This is a genomic window from Pseudomonas sp. Root569 (assembly GCF_001427465.1).
GTDB lineage: Bacteria > Pseudomonadota > Gammaproteobacteria > Pseudomonadales > Pseudomonadaceae > Aquipseudomonas > Aquipseudomonas synxantha.
Genome location: NZ_LMGQ01000014.1, coordinates 35,466 through 53,497, shown reverse-complemented (window position 1 = coordinate 53,497; position 18,032 = coordinate 35,466). Strand labels below are relative to the sequence as shown.

Genomic DNA, 18,032 nt, shown 5'->3' with positions numbered 1-18,032 from the left:
AAATTGTGTGCGCATTCTTCAGCCTGACGGTTGAGCAATAAACTCTGCGCACTCAGGAGCCAGTATTACTTCAAAAAAAACCGCCCTTTCGGGCGGTTCAAAAAACTCGGCCTTGATCAAAAACCGAGGGAGAAACTGACCGTTACCGCATGGTCCTTGTCATTGCGCGAGAGCTGACCCGAATAGCCCAGACCCAGCTTGCCGTTCTGGCTGATCTGGTAGTCCAGGCCCGCTTCCACCACCGCGCTGTCCTTGGCAATCGGCACGCCCTGGGTGCTGAACGAGCCACCGCCGTTGATAAAGCTCAGGTCGGCGTCAGGCTTGGTATCGCCGAACGCATGGCGCCAGCCGATGCTGCCCCTTGGGGTGAGTTTCGAGCCGTTGCCCAAGGTGATGGTCTGGCCGATGCGTACGCCCAAGGTCGAGTAGGTGATGTCCTGGTCGGCATCACCGCGCAGGGCTGCCGAACCGCCTTTTTCCTTGATGGTGTCGCTGTCGTAGTTGACATACGCCAGGCCGGCGAACGGTTCCAGGGCGACGCTGGCTGTCTGGATGGTATAGCCGACTTCACCGAACACCTGCGCACTGCGTGCCTTGTAGTCGGCTTTCAGGCGTTGGCCCTCGCCGCCCACGGCCACGTTGCGTTTGCTTTCGATGTCATGCCAGCTATATGCCACGCCCATGCGTGCGGCGAAGGCTTCCTGCTGGTAGGCGGTGTACGCCATCAGGTGGTAGCTGTCGACGTCGGCGCTGGAGTTGCGGCGCTTGGCATCCAGGTCGCTGCGGGTGTAGCCGGCAGCCACGCCTACGCGCCAGGCGTCATCCACTTGCTTGTCGGTGCCGAGCAGGAAGCCACTGAGGTTGCGATCCAGCTTGGCGGTGTTGCTGTCGCCGCCCAAGTGACCCCAGGTGCCGAGTACGCGCATCCAACCGACCATCTCGCCATGGCAACCGGCGCTGGTCAGGCGGTTTTCGCTTGGCGCCAAGGCATTGCGTGGGTCGTCCTCGCGGTAGCAGCCGGGTTGGCGCAGGCGCTCGTTGACCGCGTCACGTACGTAACGCGAATCTTCGAGCATCGCACTGGCGGTGCTGGCGTGGATCTCGCCGGACAAGCTGTCGAAGGCTGCACGTGCGCCTGCCACGTCAGCGTTAAGCAGTGCGTTCTGCACTGCCGCACCACCGACTGCCGCCCCGCTGCCCAACGCCGCCGCCACGCCGCGCTGGTTATCGGTGGCCGCCACGCTGGCGTAGCTGACGTTGTTACGGCTGACCGCCAGGGCCACCTGGGTCGGGCTGTAGTTGAAGGCGGTATTGAGAAACGCCAGGTTCTCCAGGTTAGTGGTGGCGAAGGTGCCGTTGACCGCACCTGCTGTCAGCAGTGTGTAGGTGGTCGCGCCAGCATAGGGTGCCAGGTTGATCACATTCAAGGTGCCGCCCAGGTTGGCAGTGCCGCCCACGGCCAGGGAGCCGGTGGTGGATGGGGTGATCACCAGGTTCAGCGCCCCGGTGCTGGCGTTGGTGAAGTTGCCAGCCACGCTCAACTTGCCGCCGTCAGGCGTCACCGAGCCGTTGTTGACCAGCGAACCGACACTGCCATTACCGGTGAGGCCCGCACCGCTGGCCACGCTGACTTGGCCGCCAAGCACTGCGCCAGGATTGGCCGCGTTACCCACCTGCAACACGCCTTCGTCCACCGCCACGGTGCCGCTGAAGGGCTGGTTGCCGGTCAACAACAGCGCGCCTGCGCCTTGTTTGACCAGTGCACCGGTACCGCTCAAGGTGCCGCTGAACTGTCCGTTGGTGCGCTGGACAAACAGCAGCCGCGCATTGTTGAGGATCCTGCCACGCAGGCTGGTGGTGGTACCCGCCAGGGTACCGCCGCTGACCGTGGTACCACCGGTGTAAGTATTGGCGCCGGTCAGCAGCAAGGTGCCGGCGTCGAGCTTGTTGATCCCGCCTGTGCCCACCAGCGGTGCATCGATCTGGGTGGTCACGCCGGAGTTGACCCGCACCGCAGCCAGGCTGCCATCCGCCGCATTGGTGGGGCTCAAGCTGCCGCCTTCCCCCGCCGCCAATGTGTAGCCGGCGTCGAGGAACTGCAGGCCGGTGAAGCCTTGGTTGCCGACCACTGTCACGGTGCCGCCCTGCCCGCCAAATACGGCGAACTGATTAGTGGTGGCCTGGCCCTGGGTGCCGGTCGGATCGGTCCAGTTGGTGCCTGGGCCCCAGGTGCCGCTGCCGCCGTCAATGCTGCCATCCGGGTTGGTGGTGCCGCCGTTCCAGAACTGGATCTGCCCGGGGGCGGTCTGCACCACCAGGTTGAGTTGGTTGGCCAGAGCGGTCTGCAGGCTCACATTGCTCAAGGCGACGGGCAAGGTACCTAAGGTGAGGCCGTTATCGGTCAGGCTGCCGCCGTAGCGGAACAGTTGGTATACCCCAAGGCCAAAGCTGCCCGCATCGCTGACGTTGAGCGTACCGTCCAGGGTCAGGTTGCCGCCGACATTCACCGCCGTGCTCGATGCACCCGGCGCGCCGAGGGCAAAGTCCAGGGTGGTGCCCGACGACAAGGCCAGCGCGCCCAGCGTCAGTGGCGTCGCTGCACCGGCCTTGAGTATCGAACCGTCCGCCATGTTCACCGCACCGCCCAGCGTGCCGCTGCCACCGAGGGTCGCACCGCTGGCAACTTGCACCGCAGCACTGCTCAAGGTGCCGTTGACCAACAGGCTACCGGTGTTGACGTTGGTCGTGCCGGTAAACGTGTTGTAGCCGGTCAGCAGCAATGCGCCGGTGCCGGTTTTGTTCAACACGCCAGTGCCGGTGAGGTTGCCGGTGTAGGTGCCGTCAGTGGCTTGCTCGAAGGTCAATGCTGCATTGTTGACGATGGCGCCTTGCAGGCTGTTGGTGCTGCCGGTGGTGCTGCCGCCATTGAGGGTAGTGCCGCCGCTGTAGGTGTTGGCAGCGGTGAGCAACAAGGCGCCACTACCGTTTTTCACCAGGCTGCCGCTGCCGCTGACCACGCCGTTGAGGGCCAGGTCGTGGCTGCCGGCCAGGCTCAGCGGGCCGCCCAGATTGATGGCATTGGCCAGTTGCAGGTCAGTGCCGCCATCCAGTTGCGCGGCGCCGCCTACCGTCAGTGCACCACTGCCCAGGGCGGCGTTATTGCCGAGCACCAATTGACCGGCGTTCAGGCCGGTGCCGCCGCTGTAACTGTTGGTGCCGTTGAGGGTCAGCGTCGCAGCGCCGTTTTTAACCAGGCTGCCGCTGCCGCTGATGCCACCATTGAGGGTCAGCGCATTGCTGCCGCCCACCGCCAGGGCACCGTTGAGTACCGCCGCGTTGGCCAGGGTGACCGCCGCGTTGCTGTCCAGCGTGGTGCCAGCGGCCGCCGACAATGCGCCGGTGCCCAGGGCACTGTTGTTACCGACCACCAGCGTACCGCCATTCAGCGCGGTACCACCGGTGTAGCCGTTGGCGCCGTTGAGCACCAGAGAGCCGCTGTCGAGCTTGGCCAGGGTGCCGGCGCCGTTGAGGGTCACGCCCAGGGTCGCGGTGACGTTCGGGTCGACGCGTACCGCGGTGTTGCCGGTGCCGCCATTGACCAGGTTGAGCACGCCCGCCGTGCCGGAGGCCAGGTTGTAGCCGTCGCTGACGAACTGCAGGCCGGTGATGTTTTGCGTGCCGTCCACCGTCACAGTGCCCGCCGCCCCTTGGAACACCGCGAAGCTGTTGTTCCAGTTTTGGTTGAGCGTGCCGTCGACATTGGTCCAGTTAGTGGTGCCTGCGGTCCAGGCACCGTTACCCCCGTCGATGGCACCGTTGCCGATCAGGCTATTACCGTCCCAGAACTGCACGGTGGTGTTAGGCGCAGTCACCAGCAGGTTGACCTTGTTGCTGATGGCGGTCTGCACTTGCAGGTCGCCCGGGATCACGCTGCCCGGCAGCGTGCCGAGCGTCAGGCCGTTATCGGTGAGTGCCCCGCCATAGTTGATGAGGTTGTAGACACCGCTGCCAAAGCCGCCGATATCGGTGACGTTGAGGTGGCCGTCCAGGGTCAGGTCGCCGCCGACATTCAGCAGCCCGCTGCCGCCACCCACGACTGGAGCGCCGAGACCGACATCGAGGTTGGCATTGCCACCCAGCACCAGCGAGCCCACCGACAGTGTGCTGCCGGCGTTCAGGCCGATATGGCCACCGTCGGCCACGGTAACGGCACCGGCAAGGGCACCGCTGCCGGCCAGGGTCGCACCGTTGTTCACTGCCACCGTGCCGCTGGCCAGGGAACCTGTGACATTCAAGGTGCCGCCGTTGACGTTGGCCGCGCCGGTGATGCCGTTGGTGCCGGTCAGGTTGAGCACGCCGCTGCCGTTTTTATCCAGGCTGCCGGCACCGCCCAGCGAGCCACCGAAGGTGTTGTCCAGGTTGCTGCCACCCACTGCCAGCGTACTGCCGCCAGCCACTTGCACCGCACCGTTGCCGGCCAGGCTGTTGAGGCTGGCATTGCCGCCCAGGTTGAGGCTCGCGCCTGTGCCAACGGTGACGCCGGAAGTATTGCCCAGTGCGCCATTGCCCAGCGTGGTCACGCTGCCGGCCGCCACGGTGAGTGGGCCGCTGAAGCTGTTGTTGCCAGTCAGCAATAAGTCTGCCGCGCCATTCTTGATCAGCGCCGCATTGCCGGCGAGTACACCGGCCAGGGTCAGGTTGTTGTTGCCAGCGACGGTGAGGTCGCCATTGAGGCTGACCGCATTGGCCAGCACCAGCGGCGCGCTGTTGGTCAGGCTCGCCGCACCGCCAACGGTCAAGGCGCCTGAGCCCAGGGCCGTGGCGTTGCCGAGGGTCAGCGTACCGGCATTGAGAGCTGTACCGCCGCTGTAGGTATTGGCGCCGTTGAGGGTCAGGTTGGCGCCACCGGCTTTGGTCAGCGAACCCGCGCCATCCACTATGCCGTCAAGGCTCAGGTCGTTGCTGCCGCCGACTGTCAATGCCGCATTCAGGCTGGTGTTGTTGGCCAAGGCCAGCGCGGTGCTGGTGTCCAGGGTCGCCACGCCGTTGACCGCCAAGGCGCCGCTGCCGAGTGCCGACGCGTTGCCCAGGGTCAACGACCCCGCGTTCAGTTGGGTGCCGCCGAGGTAGGCATTGGCGCCATTGAGGGTCAGGTTGCCCACACCGGTTTTGGTCAGGCTGCCGGCGCCACTGACCAAGCCGTTCAGGCTCAGGTCGGCGCTGCCCAGAATGCCCAGGTTACCGGCCAGGTTCACCGTGTTGGCCAAGGCCACTGCGGTGCTGCTGTCCAGGGTAGTGCCGGCGGCTGCGTTCAAGGCGCCGCTGCCGAGTGCGGTGCTGGATGCGAGGATCAGCCCGCCCGCGTTCAGTGTGGTGGAGCCTGTGTAGGTGTTGTTGCCGCTGAGGGTCAAGCTGGCGATGCCGTTCTTGATCAGGCTACCGGTGCCCGCCACGCTACCGGCCAGGGTCAAGGCATTGCTGCCACCGACAGTCAAGGTGCCGTTGACGTCCACAGAGTTGCCCAGGCTGACCGCGGCATTGCTGTCCAGGGTGGTGCCATTGGCGGTGGTCAGCAAGCCGCTGCCCAGGGCACTGTCATTGCCAACGATCAAGGTGCCGCCATTGAGCGCGGTGCCGCCGGTGTAGCTGTTGGCACCGTTGAGCACCAGGGTGCCGGTATCCAGCTTGGCCAGGGTGCCGCCGCCGTTAAGCGTGACGCCCAGGGTGGCGGTGACGCCAGGATCGACTCGCACGGCGGTGTTGCCACCGACGCCATTGAACAGGGTCAAGGCACCCGCCGCGCCGCCGGCCAGGTTGTAGCCATCGGTGACGAACTGCAGGCCAGTAACGCCTTGCGCACCGTCAACGGTAACCGTGCCTGCAGTGCCTTGGAACACTGCAAAGCTGTTCGGCGCCCAGCCTGTATCGAACGCGCCATTGACGCCGGTCCAGTTGCTGCCGCCTGCGCTCCAGGTGCCGCTGCCGCCTTCGATGGCGCCGTTGCCGCTGGTTTGGCTGCCGTCCCAGAACTGCACGTTGGTACTGCCGTTGACCAGCAGGTTGATCTGGTTGCCGATGGCGGTTTGCAGGTCCAGGTCAGCGGCCGGGATATTCACCGGCAGGCTGCCCAACAGCAGCCCGTTGTTGGTCAGGCCGCCGGTGTAGTCGATCAGGCGGTAGATACCTGCGCCGAAGCCGCCGATATCTCTGACATTCAGCGTGCCATCCAGGGTCAGGTTACCGTTGACCTGTACCAGTGCCGTACCGCCAGTGGATGGCGCGCCGAGGCCCGCGTCCAGGTTGGAGTTGGCGTTGAGCAACAACGAACCGGTGGTCAAAGTAGTGCCCGAGTTGACGGCCAGGTGGCCGCCATCGGCGATGCTCACATTACCCAGCAAGGTGCCGGTACCGCCCAGGGTCGCGCCGCTACCCACGCCTACATTGGCGCTGGCCAATGAGCCGTTGACGAGCAGGCTGCCGGCGTTGACCAGCGTATCCCCGGTCAACGCGCTGAGGCCGCCGAGGGTCAAGGCGCCGGTGCCTTCTTTGGCAAAGTTGCCGAGGCCTGCCAATACGCCATCGAACGAACTGTCGAGGTTATTGGCCCCGACGCTCAACGTGTTGCCCGCACCTACTGTCGCCATACCTGTGCCGGTGAGTGCGCCCAGGCTGGCGGTGCCGCCCAGGTTCAGGGATGTGCCGCTCGCCAGGTTGACGCCGGCGCCGACACCCAATGCCCCGCTGCCCAAGGTAGTAAGGCTGCCCGATTGCACATCAAACAAGCCGTTGAAGGTGTTGTTGCCGGTCAGGCTCAAATCAGCCGTGCCGGTTTTGATCAGGTTCCCACTGCCTGCCAGCACACCCGCGAGGGTCAGGTTGTTATTGCCGCCACCCACGTTCAGGTTGGCATTGAGGTTGACCGCATTAGCCAGCACCAGCGGTGTAGTGTTGGCCAATGTCGCTGCGCCGCCGACCGTCAAGGCGCCGGTGCCCAAGGCTGCGGCCGTGCCCAGGGTCAAGGTGCCGGCATTCAGGCTGGTGCCGCCTTGATAGGTGTTGATGCCATTGAGCGTCAGGTTGGCTGCACCGTCCTTGACCAGCGCGCCGGTGCCGGTGAGCAGGCCCCCCAGGGTCAGGTCATTGCTGCCGGCCACCGTCAGCGCCGCGTTCAACACGGCATTATTGCCGACGGTCAGCGCGGTGTTGTTATCCAGGGTCGCTGCACCGCCAACGGTGAGGTCGCCCAATCCCAAAGCCGTCGCATTGCCCAGGGTCAGCGTACCGGCATTCAGGGAGGTGCCACCGAGAAAGGCATTAGCGCCAGCGAGGGTGAGATTGGCCGCGCCTTCTTTGGTCAGTCTGCCGGCGCCATTGATCGCGCCCGCCAAGGCCAGGTCGGCCGTGCCGCCGATGCCCAGGTTGCCGGCCAGGTTGATTGCATTGTTGACGGTCAGTGCAGTGCTTGCATCCAGGGTGGTACCGCCTGCCGCATTCAGGGTGCCGCTGCCCAACGCTGTATTCGCCGCCAGGACCAGCCCACCTGCGTTCAGGGCCACCGGGCCAAGGAAGGTATTGCTGCCGCCGAGGGTCACGCTGGCCGCGCCATTTTTGATCAAGCCACCCGCGCCGCCAATCACGCCGTTGAGCGTCAGGGCGTTGCTACCCGCCAGGTTCAGGTTGCCGTTAAGGGTGATGGCATTGCCAAGCGTTGCCGCGGTATTGCTGTCGAGTGTGGTGCCCGCCGCAGCAGTCAGGGTGCCTGTGCCCAACGCACTATTGCCACCGACTACCAGTGTGCCGCCATTGAGCAAGGTGCCGCCGGTGTAGCCGTTGGTGCCATTGAGCACCAGGGTGCCGGTATCGAGTTTATCCAGGGCGCCCGCGCCGGTGATATCAACGCCCAGGGTCGCAGTAGCCAGCGGGTCGACGCGCACCGCGAAGTTGCCACTGCCGGTGTTCAATTGGCCGCCAGTGCCATTGGCCAGGGCGTAGCCATCAGTGACGAATTGCAGGCCGGTGAGGGTTTGCACGCCATCAACGCTGACAGTCCCCGCCGTCCCCTGGAACACCGCGAATCCGCCGCCCCAGGTCTGGTTGAGGATGCCGTCGGCCGAGGTCCAGTTAGTACCGCCCGCCGTCCAGGTGCCGCTGCCACCGTCAACACTGCCGTTGGCCACGTTGTTGCTTCCGTCCCAGAACCGAATGTTCGGCGCCGACACCACCAGGTTGACCTGATTGCTGACCGCGGTTTGTACCAACAAGTCGCCCAGGCCATAGCCCAATGGCACGCTGTTGACGTTCAACGCGCCGGTCAGGCCACCGGTGTAGTTGATCAACCGATACACACCGGCACCGAAGCCACCGGCATCGCTAACATTGAGGTTGCCGCCCAGGTTCACATTGCCGCCGACATTCAGCAGCGAGGTCAGCGAAGGCGCGCCGAGGGCCACATTCATATTGGCGCCGACATTCATATTCAAGCTGCCGGCCGACAAGGTCGTGCCACTGCTCAGCGCCAGTTGCCCACCACTGTTGATATTCACCGCCCCCAACAGCGAACCGCTGCCGGTGAGGGTGCCACCGCTATTGACGTCGACCACAGCGCTGCCCAGGGAACCGCTGAGGTTCAGGGTGCCCGCGTTGATCGTCGTGTTACCGGTAATGCCGTTGATACCGGTGAGGTCCAGGGTGCCGGTGCCGACCTTGATCAAGCCACCTGTGCCGCTAAGGCCACCGTCAAAGGTACTGCTGGTGCTCAGGCCACCCACGCTGAGGTTAAAACCGCCACCTACCGCCACGTCGCCCGTACCAGTGAGGCCGGCCAGGCTGGAATCGACATTCAGGTTCAGCGCGGCACCGGCTGCCACGTTGGCACCCGTACTGCCGGCCAGGGCATCGGCACTCAACAGCGTGACGCTGCCGGACAGAATATCCACGGCCCCGGTGAAGGTGTTGCTGCCGGACAGTGCCAGATCAGCCAGGCCATTTTTGATCAGCGCACCCGCGCCGCTGATCACACCGTTCAGGGCCAGGTCGTTGTTGCCGGCGATGCTCAAGTCGGCGTTCAACGCAATGGCGTTGCCGATGCCGAAGGCCGCGCTGTTATCCAGGGTGGCTGCTCCGCCGACCGTCAACGCACCACTGCCCAGGCCATTGGCATCGCCCAGGGTCAGGGTGCCGGCATTCAGTGTGGTACCGCCGCTGAAGCTGTTATTGCCATTGAGGGTCAGGTTGGCCCCGCCCTCCTTGACCAGTGCACCGGTGCCGCTGACGACGCCGCCCAACGTCAGCCCATTGCTGCCGCCCACACTCAGCCCCGCATTGAGGGCTATGTTGTTGCCCAGGCTGACGCTTGCATTGCTGTCCAGGGTCGCCGCACCGCCGACGATCAGGTTGCCAAGGCCGAGGGCCGAGTTGCTGCCGACGGTCAGGGTGCCGGCATTCAGGGTGGTGCCGCCGAGGAAGCCATTGGTGCCGTTGAGGATCAGGTTGGCCGCGCCATCCTTGGTCAGGCTGCCGGCGCCATTGACCGTACCGCCCAGAGTAAGGTCGGCCGTGCCGCCGATGCCCAGGTTGCCCGCCAGATTGACGGCGTTGGCCAGAGTGACCGCGGTGCTGGCATCCAGCGTCGTCCCCGCCGCCGCATTCAATGCACCCGTGCCAAGCGCAGTAACGGAACCCACCACCAGCCCACCGGCATTCAGCGCGGTAGTCCCGGTACGGGTGTTGTTACCGGTCAGGGTCAACAGGCTTGCACCGGTTTTGATCAAGGTGCCGGCGCCGGACATCACGCCGCCCAGGGTCAGCGGGTTGGTACCGGTCAGCGTCAGGTTGGCGCCCAGGTCCACATTATTGGTGAGTAACGACGCGCCGCCAGCGTCAAGGTTGGCAGCGCCGGTCACACTCAATCCACCGCTGCCCAGCGCAGTGTTACTGCCCAGCACCAAGGTGCCGGCGCCCAGGCTGGTGGTGCCGCTGTAGCCGCTGTTGTCGCCATTGAGGGTCAGGCTGCCCGTGCCGCTGTGGATGATGCCACTGGCGCCGGACACCGCACCGCCCAAGGTCAGTGCGCCAGCCACGTCAGTGGTCAGGTTGCCGTTCAAGGCCAGCGTGTTGCCCAGGTTGATGGTACCCGGGGCCTGCAAGGTGGTGGCCGCGCTGACGGTCACCGCGCCAGTGCTCAACGCCAGGTCATTGCCCAGTTGCACCGAGCCGCCGCCCAGGGTCGTCGCGCCGGTGTAGGTATTGGCACCGCTGAGGATCAGTTGGCCGCTGCCGGCCTTGGTCAAGCCGCCGATTCCCGAGAGCACACCGCTCAAGGTCAGCCCGGTCGAGGCACCCTGCACTGTCAACCCGCCAGTGCCCAGGGTCAGCAAGTTGCTCAGGGTCAGGCCATTGCCAGTGGCCTCGATGGTCCCGCCGTTGACGGTCAGCACACCACTGCCGAACGTGGCGTTGTTATTGAATTGCGAGAGGCCGCCATTGAGCGTGGTGCTGCCGCTGACCAGTGGCCCTTGCAAAGTCCAGGTGCCGCTGTTGATGGTCAGGTTGTTGAAGTTGACATAATTGGCGCTCGACGCGGTGCCGGTGCCGGTAATACCACCGCCGGCGCCGAGGGTGTTCTGCAGGATCAAGGTGTTGCTGCCCAGGGCGCCGCCATCCACCTGGCCGGTGGGTGCGAATGTGAGATTCACGCCAATCAACCCGCCCAGACTCAAGCCGATACCACCGCCGGCCGTCACGCTCGAACCGGTGACGGCGGTGAAGGTGTTGGTACTGGCGGCCCCCATCGACACACCGCCGGAGAGGGTGCCGGTGTTGAGGAAGGTGTTGCCGGTAGCAGAGCTTTCAAAGGCTACGCGCCCGGTCAGGGTGCCGTTGTTAGTCATGTTGACTTGCCCGCCGCCTTGCACCGCCACCACCGGCGTGTCGGAGGTGAACAGGCTCAAGCCGAGCAAGGACGAAGAGCCGATGGTGCCGTTGTTGACGATCGTGGTAACGCCGCCTGCGCCGTTGGTGGCGTTCAGGGCCATGCCATCGAGCGAAGCCAGGTTAAGCCCGAGCAGCGCACCGGTGCCGCGCATGATTCCGCTGGCGGTGTTGGTGATGTTCAACGCACTGGCGGCCGTGTTGCCGATCACCACGCCACCGCTCAGCACTGAAACCAACCCGAGCAGTGCCGGGTCAATGGTGCCGGCGTTGTTCAACGTCGTGTCGTTGCCAGTCAGGGTCAACGCTTTACCGCCCAGAGTCGCGTTGAGCTGCGCGCCGGCGTTGACGTTGAGCGTGAGGTTGTTAACTGCACTGCTGAAGGTATTGAGGAACAGTGGCAATGACGGCACACCGGTACAGGTAACCGTCGCGCCGGGCGCCGGGCTTGCTGGGGTACAGGCGGCCAGCACATCAGGACTGGCCAGGCCCATGACCAGCCCCGCCATCCCCAGGCGAACGGCAAGAGAGAGCGCAGAGATACGAGGTGTAACGGCAGCCGCAAGTCTTCTATCCACGTTGTACTCCTTGTGGTCCAAGCGTTTCGTCCATGAATGCGTGAAAACCCTGGGTTGACGCTCCACACGCATCGAATTCGAAAAACCTGACCGTGGTGACTACTGATCCAGTTTTCGAAACGTTAGTAGAGCTACCCGAAAGCCATTGAATTAAATGGTATTAATACTTTCGTAAACCCGGCGTAAGAACGGGATGACACCCAACATCCATTGACTGTCGCGACAGAAATACAAGTTTCAAAATGTGAAAAAGAGTTTTAATAGCACCCTGTTTCCGTCCCCCCGTAGGAGCGGTCAGCTGTTGATCCAAGTAAACAATGGAGTTCGCAATGCCCCATGAAGGCAACCTGTTACAAGCGGCCGTGGTGTTCCTGTTCGCCGCCGTATTGACCGTGCCGCTGGCCAAGCGCCTGCAATTGGGCGCGGTGCTCGGCTATCTGTTCGCCGGTGTGATCATCGGGCCCTCGGTGCTGGGGCTGATCGGCAACCCACAAAGCGTGGCGCAGTTTTCGGAACTGGGCGTGGTGTTACTGCTGTTCATCATCGGCCTGGAGCTGTCGCCCAAGCGCCTGTGGGTAATGCGCAAGGCGGTGTTCGGCGTCGGCCTGGCCCAGGTGCTGCTCACCGGGATGGTCATGGGCGCAGTGGCGTTGTGGCTGTTTGGCCAGTCACTGAACAGCGCCATCGTACTGGGCCTCGGCCTTGCGCTGTCGTCCACCGCCTTTGGCCTGCAAAGCCTGGCCGAGCGCAAGGAACTCAACCAACCCCACGGGCGTTTGGCCTTTGCCATTTTGCTGTTCCAGGACATTGCCGCCATCCCGCTGATCGCCCTGGTGCCGTTGCTGGCCGGCAGCGATCACCCGACTACCGAGGCCCAGGGCCTACAACATGTGTTGCAAGTGCTGGGCAGCATCGCCGTGGTGATCATCGGCGGACGCTACCTGCTGCGCCCGGTGTTTCGCATCGTCGCCAAGACCGGCCTGCGCGAAGTCTCCACCGCCACCGCGCTGCTGGTGGTGATCGGTACCGCGTGGCTGATGGAGTTGGTCGGCGTATCCATGGCCCTGGGTGCCTTCCTCGCCGGCCTGCTGCTGGCCGACTCGGAATACCGCCACGAACTGGAATCCCAGATCGAGCCATTCAAGGGCCTGCTGCTGGGACTGTTTTTTATCAGCGTGGGCATGGGTGCCAACCTCAGCCTGCTGTTCAGCACGCCGCTGGTGGTGATCGGCCTGACCTTGCTGTTGATCGGTCTGAAACTGCCCCTGTTGTATGCCGTGGGGCGAATGGTGGGCGACCTCAACCGCGAAAGCGCCTTGCGCCTCGGTGTGGTGCTGGCGGCGGGCGGTGAGTTTGCTTTCGTGGTGTTCAAGATCGGCCGCGACCAGGGCTTGTTCGAACCGCACCTCTACGACGTGCTGGTGCTGACCATCACCTTGTCCATGGCCGTGACCCCGCTGTTGCTGCTGGTGTGCCCGAAGCTGTTCAAGCCCAAGGTCAAGCCGGTGGAAGTGCCGGAGGAATACCGCGCCATCGAGAGCGACGCCCCCCGCGTGGTCATCGCCGGCATGGGCCGGATGGGCCAGATCGTGGCGCGGATCCTGCGTGCGCAGAACATTTCGTTCATCGCCCTCGACACCTCGGTGGAAACCATCGAGCTGACCCGCAGCTTTGGTGGCATGCCGGTGTTCTACGGCGACCCCCAGCGCCCGGAAATCCTGCATGCGGCCAAGGTCGACCAGGCGGAATTTTTTGTCATCGCCATGGACGACCCGGAGATCAACATCAAGACTGCCGAACTGGTGCGCAACCTCTATCCGCATATGAAGATCATCGCCCGCGCCCGTAACCGCCAGCACGTACACCGGCTGGTAGACCTGGACGCCTCACCGGTGCGCGAAACCTTCTATTCAAGCCTGGAAATGAGCCGCCGCACCCTGGTCGGCCTGGGCTTGACCCAGGCTCAGGCTGACGCACGCATCAACCGCTTCAAGAATCACGACCAGCAAGTGCTCGCCGCCCAACACGCGGTGTACGACGACGCGGCCAAAGTCATGCAAACCGCCCAGGAAGCCCGGGCGGAGCTGGCGCGACTGTTCGAGATGGACAGGCTTGAGGAAGAGTCTGGCAAGGTCTGAGGCTGGAGATGAACGAAGTTACGAATTTTCTGACAGAATAGATCGCAATTTCGTTCATCCCTGGAGTGCTTCATGGCCACTTTCACCAAGACCGCACTACTGCTGAGCCTGGCGCTGAGCGCCGGCAGCGTATTCGCGGCCCCCAAGCCAGACACGCAGACGATCTCCACCCTGGGTGGCAAGTTCACTTTCGACCTGCCCAAGGCCTACAGTGCCGATGCCCTGCCCTCTGGCAAGGCCGATGACGGCACCGCCGATACCCAAGGCACCCTGTACGCCAACCCGACCACGAAAAGCGTGGTGATCGTCGCCGAAACCGTGCGCAAAGACGGCGCGGCCATCAAGGATAACGACCCACAGTTCCTCGATGGCGCGGTGGCCGATTTCGTCAAGGACCAGAGCGCCGCCCTGCCTGACTTCAAGAAACAGGGCGAGAAGAAACTCACCTACAAGGGCCTCGGTCTGCGCCAGGTGGACAGCACTGCTACCCAGGGCGGCGGCAAGACCTTGAACTCCACTATCCTCGGCGGTTCCGGCAACCAATTGTTGGTGATCCAGGCGATTTCCCGGGCTGATGATGTGAAGGGGCATGCGCAGTTGGTGAAGCAGATTACTGGCGGTAAGTAACCCAATTTTCCCAGACAACACAAATCAAATGTGGGAGGCAGCTTGCTCCCGATGAGGGAGTGTCAGTTGATACATCTATAACTGACGCACCGCCATCGGGGGCAAGTCCCCCTCTTATCAAACTTCAAGTAAGCCACTGATTTTAAATAGTTAAAATTCAGTCTTAACGCCGGATATTTTGGAGGCGGCCCAGGTTGCTGCGCGACAGCGCCACGTCGACGATGTGGTGGGGATTCCCACATTTTTAACCGCATTTCACTTCAAGTTTTTCTCTAGCCAGGCTTTCAGATCCTGCACTTCCGCCTCGCTGATCGTGTGATTCATCCCCGGATAACCATGAAACTCCGGCTTCAAGCCCAGCCCCGCCAACACCTCATAGGCCCGAGTGGCTGACGTATATGGCAGCGCCTGGTCTAACGTGCCGTGGCCGATAAAGATCGCCAGTTTGCCCATGGATTCATCCGGTTTGAGCGCAGACTTGAGCATGGGCAGCACACTGCCGCTGAGCGCCGCCATACCGCGTACCAACTCCGGATCACGCAGCGCTACTTCGTAAGACATGATCGCGCCCTGGCTGAACCCCACCAGAAACACCCGGTCGCTTTGTGTGTGGTATTTAGCCGTGGCCTTCGTAACAAATTCCCTGATCAGCCTGGCGCTGCTCTGCAAGTCTGCGGGCACGCCGTCGTACTCACCGTCACCGGGCGTCTTGGTAAACCAGCGATAACCCTGCGGCTCCACCGGCATCGGCGCGCGTACCGACAGGTAGGTCCAGGTGGACGGCAACGCGTCCTTGATGCCAAACAAATCTTCCTCGTTACTGCCAAAGCCGTGCAGGAAAATCACCAGCGGCTGGTTGCGCGCATCGCCCTGGGTCTGTTCCAGGTACGCCAGCGGCAAGTCGGTGTGCAAGGTGGAGTCGGCGTGGGCGGCACTTGCGACCAGGGTCAGCGCCAGGGCAAACAGTTTGAGCATGGGGAAGCGTCCTCAGGGTTTGCGCAACAGATAAGTGTCCATGATCCAGCCATTGGCTAGGCGCGCAGCCTTGCGTACCCGTTTGATCTCTTGCGCTACTTCACCGACTTTGCCGCTGATCAGGATCTCATCCGGCGTGCCCAGGTAGGCGCCCCAGTAGATCTCCAGGTCCTGGTCGGCGACGCTGCGGTAGGAGTCTTCGGCGTCGAGCATCACCACCAGGGTATCGGCATCACTTGCCTGCCCCGCTGCCAGGCGACGCCCGGTGGTGATCTCGATGGACTTGCCGATGCGATTCAGCGGCACCTTATGCTGGGCTGCCAGGGCCTGCACGCTGGTGATGCCCGGGATCACTTCGAATTCGAACACGCAACGGCCACTGGCAAGGATCGCCTGCAAAATGCGGATGGTGCTGTCGTACAGCGCAGGATCGCCCCAGGCCAGGAATGCGCCCACTTCACCGTCAGCCATTTCTTCGTTGATCATGCGTTCGAAGGTTTGCTGCTTATCGCGGTTAAGGTCCTGCACAGCAGTGGTGTAGTCGACCTCACCACGCACGCGCTCAGGGCAGTCGGCCTCGACAAAACGGTAGCCGGGCTCGGTGACATAGGTCTCGCAGATTTCGCGGCGCAGGTCGATCAGCTTGTCCTTGCTCTGGCCCTTATCCATCAGGAAGAACACGTCGGTACGGTTCAGCGCCTTCACGGCCTGCATCGTGATGTAGTCAGGGTTGCCGGCGCCAATGCCGATGATCAGGATGCGTTTCATGGGGTGCTCTCAGTGCGGGGCGTGGATGTTGCCATGATCCCGCAGTCAGGCGTGAGTTTCCAGGCGCAGGCGCCATACACCGTTGAAGCGCAGCTCTGTAGCGGACAGCGGCTCGACGTCGATCCGGTAGAACATCGAGGCCGGCAGCTGCATGACATTCAGCATCGCGGCGCGAATCACGAACGGGTGGGTCACGGCGACTACATGGCCGGGGTGGCTTTCGAGGGATTTGAGCCATTGGCCGACCCGCATGCAAAGCTGCTCCACCGACTCGCCGCCGTGGGGTGCGCTGGTGCTGTCTGTGCTCCAGGCTGTCAAGGCTTCGCTATCGAGTTGGCTGATATCCTGGCTTTTCCATGAGCCGAAATCAGCATCGCGCAACGCCATTTCAATCTCAGCGTTATCGCCGAACAAGCCGGCTGTCTGACGAGCCCTGGCCTCGGGGCCACACAGCAGGCGTGGCTGTTTTTTATAGCGCCCGGCCAGGGATAACGCCGCGCCCTGCCAGTCCATGACCACGGATTCGTCGTCGGGAAAACGCCCCTGTTTTTGCAGGGGGGTGACGGCGTGGCAGATCAAGGTCAGACGGGTAGCCAGCATCGCAACTCGCTCGGTTTTCGGTAGGTTACAGCACGCCCACTATTAACGATTAAGCAGACGTATGCAGCTCAAAATATGGGAGGAGCCATCAGGCCAACGCCGCATCTGCCGGCACTGCAACTGGCTGACCGCTGGCAATAAAGTCCTCCTTGCGCAACACCACCAACGCCACCAACGACACCACCCCGGTCGCCACGTAGAAATACCAAGGCGAAGTAATATCCCCGGTCACCTTGATCAACCAGGTGGAAATCAACGGCGCACTGCCGCCAAATACCGCCACCGGTACGTTATACGCCACCGCAATTCCGGTGGAGCGAATCCGCGTCGGCAGCAGCTCGCTCATCAACGCATAGGTCGACGATGCATACAGCCCGAACAAAATCGCCACCGCCATCAGCGGCGCAAAGAACGACGCAGGCGTGGTGGTGGGGGCCGACTTGAACAGCCAGAACATTGCCAGGGTTGCCAACGTACCGATCACCATCAGGAACGGTTTGCGCCCGTACTTATCGGTAAATGCCCCGCCAAACGGCATCACGAAGGCCGCCGAAAAGCTGGCGACGAACACGTAGAGCAAGGTCGTACCGCTGTCGAACTTGAGGATCTTGGCCATGTAGGTCGAGGCGAAAGTCAGCACCAGGTAAAAGATCGAGCTGTGCAGGGTGATGATAAAGAACACCAGGGCAATCGCACGCTTGTACTGCCACACGTCCCGCAGTGGCGCTCGCGAGGTTTGCCCGGCGCGTTGCAGGGCTAAAAACTCGGGGCTGTCTTCGAGCTTGAGGCGGATGTACATGGAAATAAAGCCCAGGGGGGCGGCGATCAGGAACGGGATGCGCCAAGCCCATTCCTGCATGACGTCTGCGCCCAGCACCCAGGTCATGCCGTTGGCCACGGCGCCGCCCAGCAACAGGCCAAGCACGGCGGTGACCATCAACCAGCAGGTGGCGAAGCCGCGGCGGCCAGGGCCGGCGTATTCGGAGATAAAGCTGGTGACGGTGCCGATCTCACCCCCGGCCGAGAAGCCTTGTACGCAGCGCACCAGGATCAGCAGGATCGGCGCGGCAATGCCCAGGCTGGCGTAGGTCGGCAACAGGCCGAGCATCACCGTGGAGCCGGTCATCATCACCAGCGCCATGATCAGGGTTTTGCGCCGGCCGATCTTGTCCGCCAGCGGGCCGAAGAACAGCCCGCCCAAGGGGCGGATAAAAAAGCTCAGGGCAAACGCAGCGAAGCTGGCCAACAGGCTGGTGGTGGGGTCATCGGAGACGAAGAACGCCTGACCGATATAGACGGCGAGAAAACCGTAGACGCCGTAGTCGTACCACTCGATCAAGTGGCCGGAGGTAGCACCCAGAAACGCACGGCGGCGCTTGCGGACAGTGTCTTGTGCGGGATTGCCCATCGAGGGGAC

The 18,032-nt window shown here is 63.2% G+C and carries 7 protein-coding genes; 2 read left to right on the top strand and 5 right to left on the bottom strand.

The annotated features are described in order from the left end of the window. Nucleotides 1-116: 116 nt before the first annotated feature. Nucleotides 117-11,507: an autotransporter-associated beta strand repeat-containing protein gene (locus ASD70_RS14555; protein ID WP_056846812.1), complete on the bottom strand. Its 11,391-nt coding sequence runs from the start codon at nt 11,505-11,507 to the stop codon at nt 117-119. Between the two features lie 329 nt (nt 11,508-11,836). On the opposite strand from ASD70_RS14555, the gene ASD70_RS14550 reads away from it, so the two are divergent. Both ASD70_RS14550 and ASD70_RS14545 read left to right on the top strand, forming a co-directional pair. Next, complete coding sequence (locus ASD70_RS14550; RefSeq protein ID WP_046072201.1) at nt 11,837-13,645, top strand: monovalent cation:proton antiporter-2 (CPA2) family protein; 1,809 nt, start codon at nt 11,837-11,839, stop codon at nt 13,643-13,645. A gap of 72 nt (nt 13,646-13,717) precedes the next feature. Beyond that, nucleotides 13,718-14,272: a hypothetical protein gene (locus tag ASD70_RS14545; protein ID WP_056846794.1), complete on the top strand. Its 555-nt coding sequence runs from the start codon at nt 13,718-13,720 to the stop codon at nt 14,270-14,272. A gap of 255 nt (nt 14,273-14,527) precedes the next feature. Here the strand turns inward: ASD70_RS14545 and ASD70_RS14540 are convergent, their stop codons facing one another. From ASD70_RS14540 to ASD70_RS14525, 4 genes are all read right to left on the bottom strand, one after another. Beyond that, the gene (locus ASD70_RS14540) at nt 14,528-15,247 is read right to left on the bottom strand and encodes an alpha/beta hydrolase (protein ID WP_046072199.1); all 720 of its coding nucleotides are present in this window, start codon (nt 15,245-15,247) and stop codon (nt 14,528-14,530) included. Nucleotides 15,248-15,259: 12 nt separating this feature from the next. Then, a complete protein-coding gene (gene cobF, locus ASD70_RS14535) occupies nt 15,260-16,015 on the bottom strand; it encodes a precorrin-6A synthase (deacetylating) (RefSeq protein WP_056846793.1) in 756 nt (251 codons plus the stop codon). Nucleotides 16,016-16,060: 45 nt separating this feature from the next. After that, the gene (locus ASD70_RS14530; protein WP_056846792.1) at nt 16,061-16,615 is read right to left on the bottom strand and encodes a histidine phosphatase family protein; all 555 of its coding nucleotides are present in this window, start codon (nt 16,613-16,615) and stop codon (nt 16,061-16,063) included. 88 nt (nt 16,616-16,703) lie between these two features. Beyond that, the gene (locus ASD70_RS14525) at nt 16,704-18,023 is read right to left on the bottom strand and encodes an MFS transporter (RefSeq protein WP_056846791.1); all 1,320 of its coding nucleotides are present in this window, start codon (nt 18,021-18,023) and stop codon (nt 16,704-16,706) included. Nucleotides 18,024-18,032 lie beyond the last annotated feature (9 nt).

Coding starts and splice junctions, on each gene's coding strand:
- ASD70_RS14530 (WP_056846792.1), bottom strand. CDS start 16,615: ATGCTGGCTACCCGTCTGACCTTGATCTGCCACGCCGTCACCCCCCTG.
- cobF (WP_056846793.1), bottom strand. CDS start 16,015: ATGAAACGCATCCTGATCATCGGCATTGGCGCCGGCAACCCTGACTAC.
- ASD70_RS14540 (WP_046072199.1), bottom strand. CDS start 15,247: ATGCTCAAACTGTTTGCCCTGGCGCTGACCCTGGTCGCAAGTGCCGCC.
- ASD70_RS14525 (WP_056846791.1), bottom strand. CDS start 18,023: ATGGGCAATCCCGCACAAGACACTGTCCGCAAGCGCCGCCGTGCGTTT.
- ASD70_RS14550 (WP_046072201.1), top strand. CDS start 11,837: ATGCCCCATGAAGGCAACCTGTTACAAGCGGCCGTGGTGTTCCTGTTC.
- ASD70_RS14545 (WP_056846794.1), top strand. CDS start 13,718: ATGGCCACTTTCACCAAGACCGCACTACTGCTGAGCCTGGCGCTGAGC.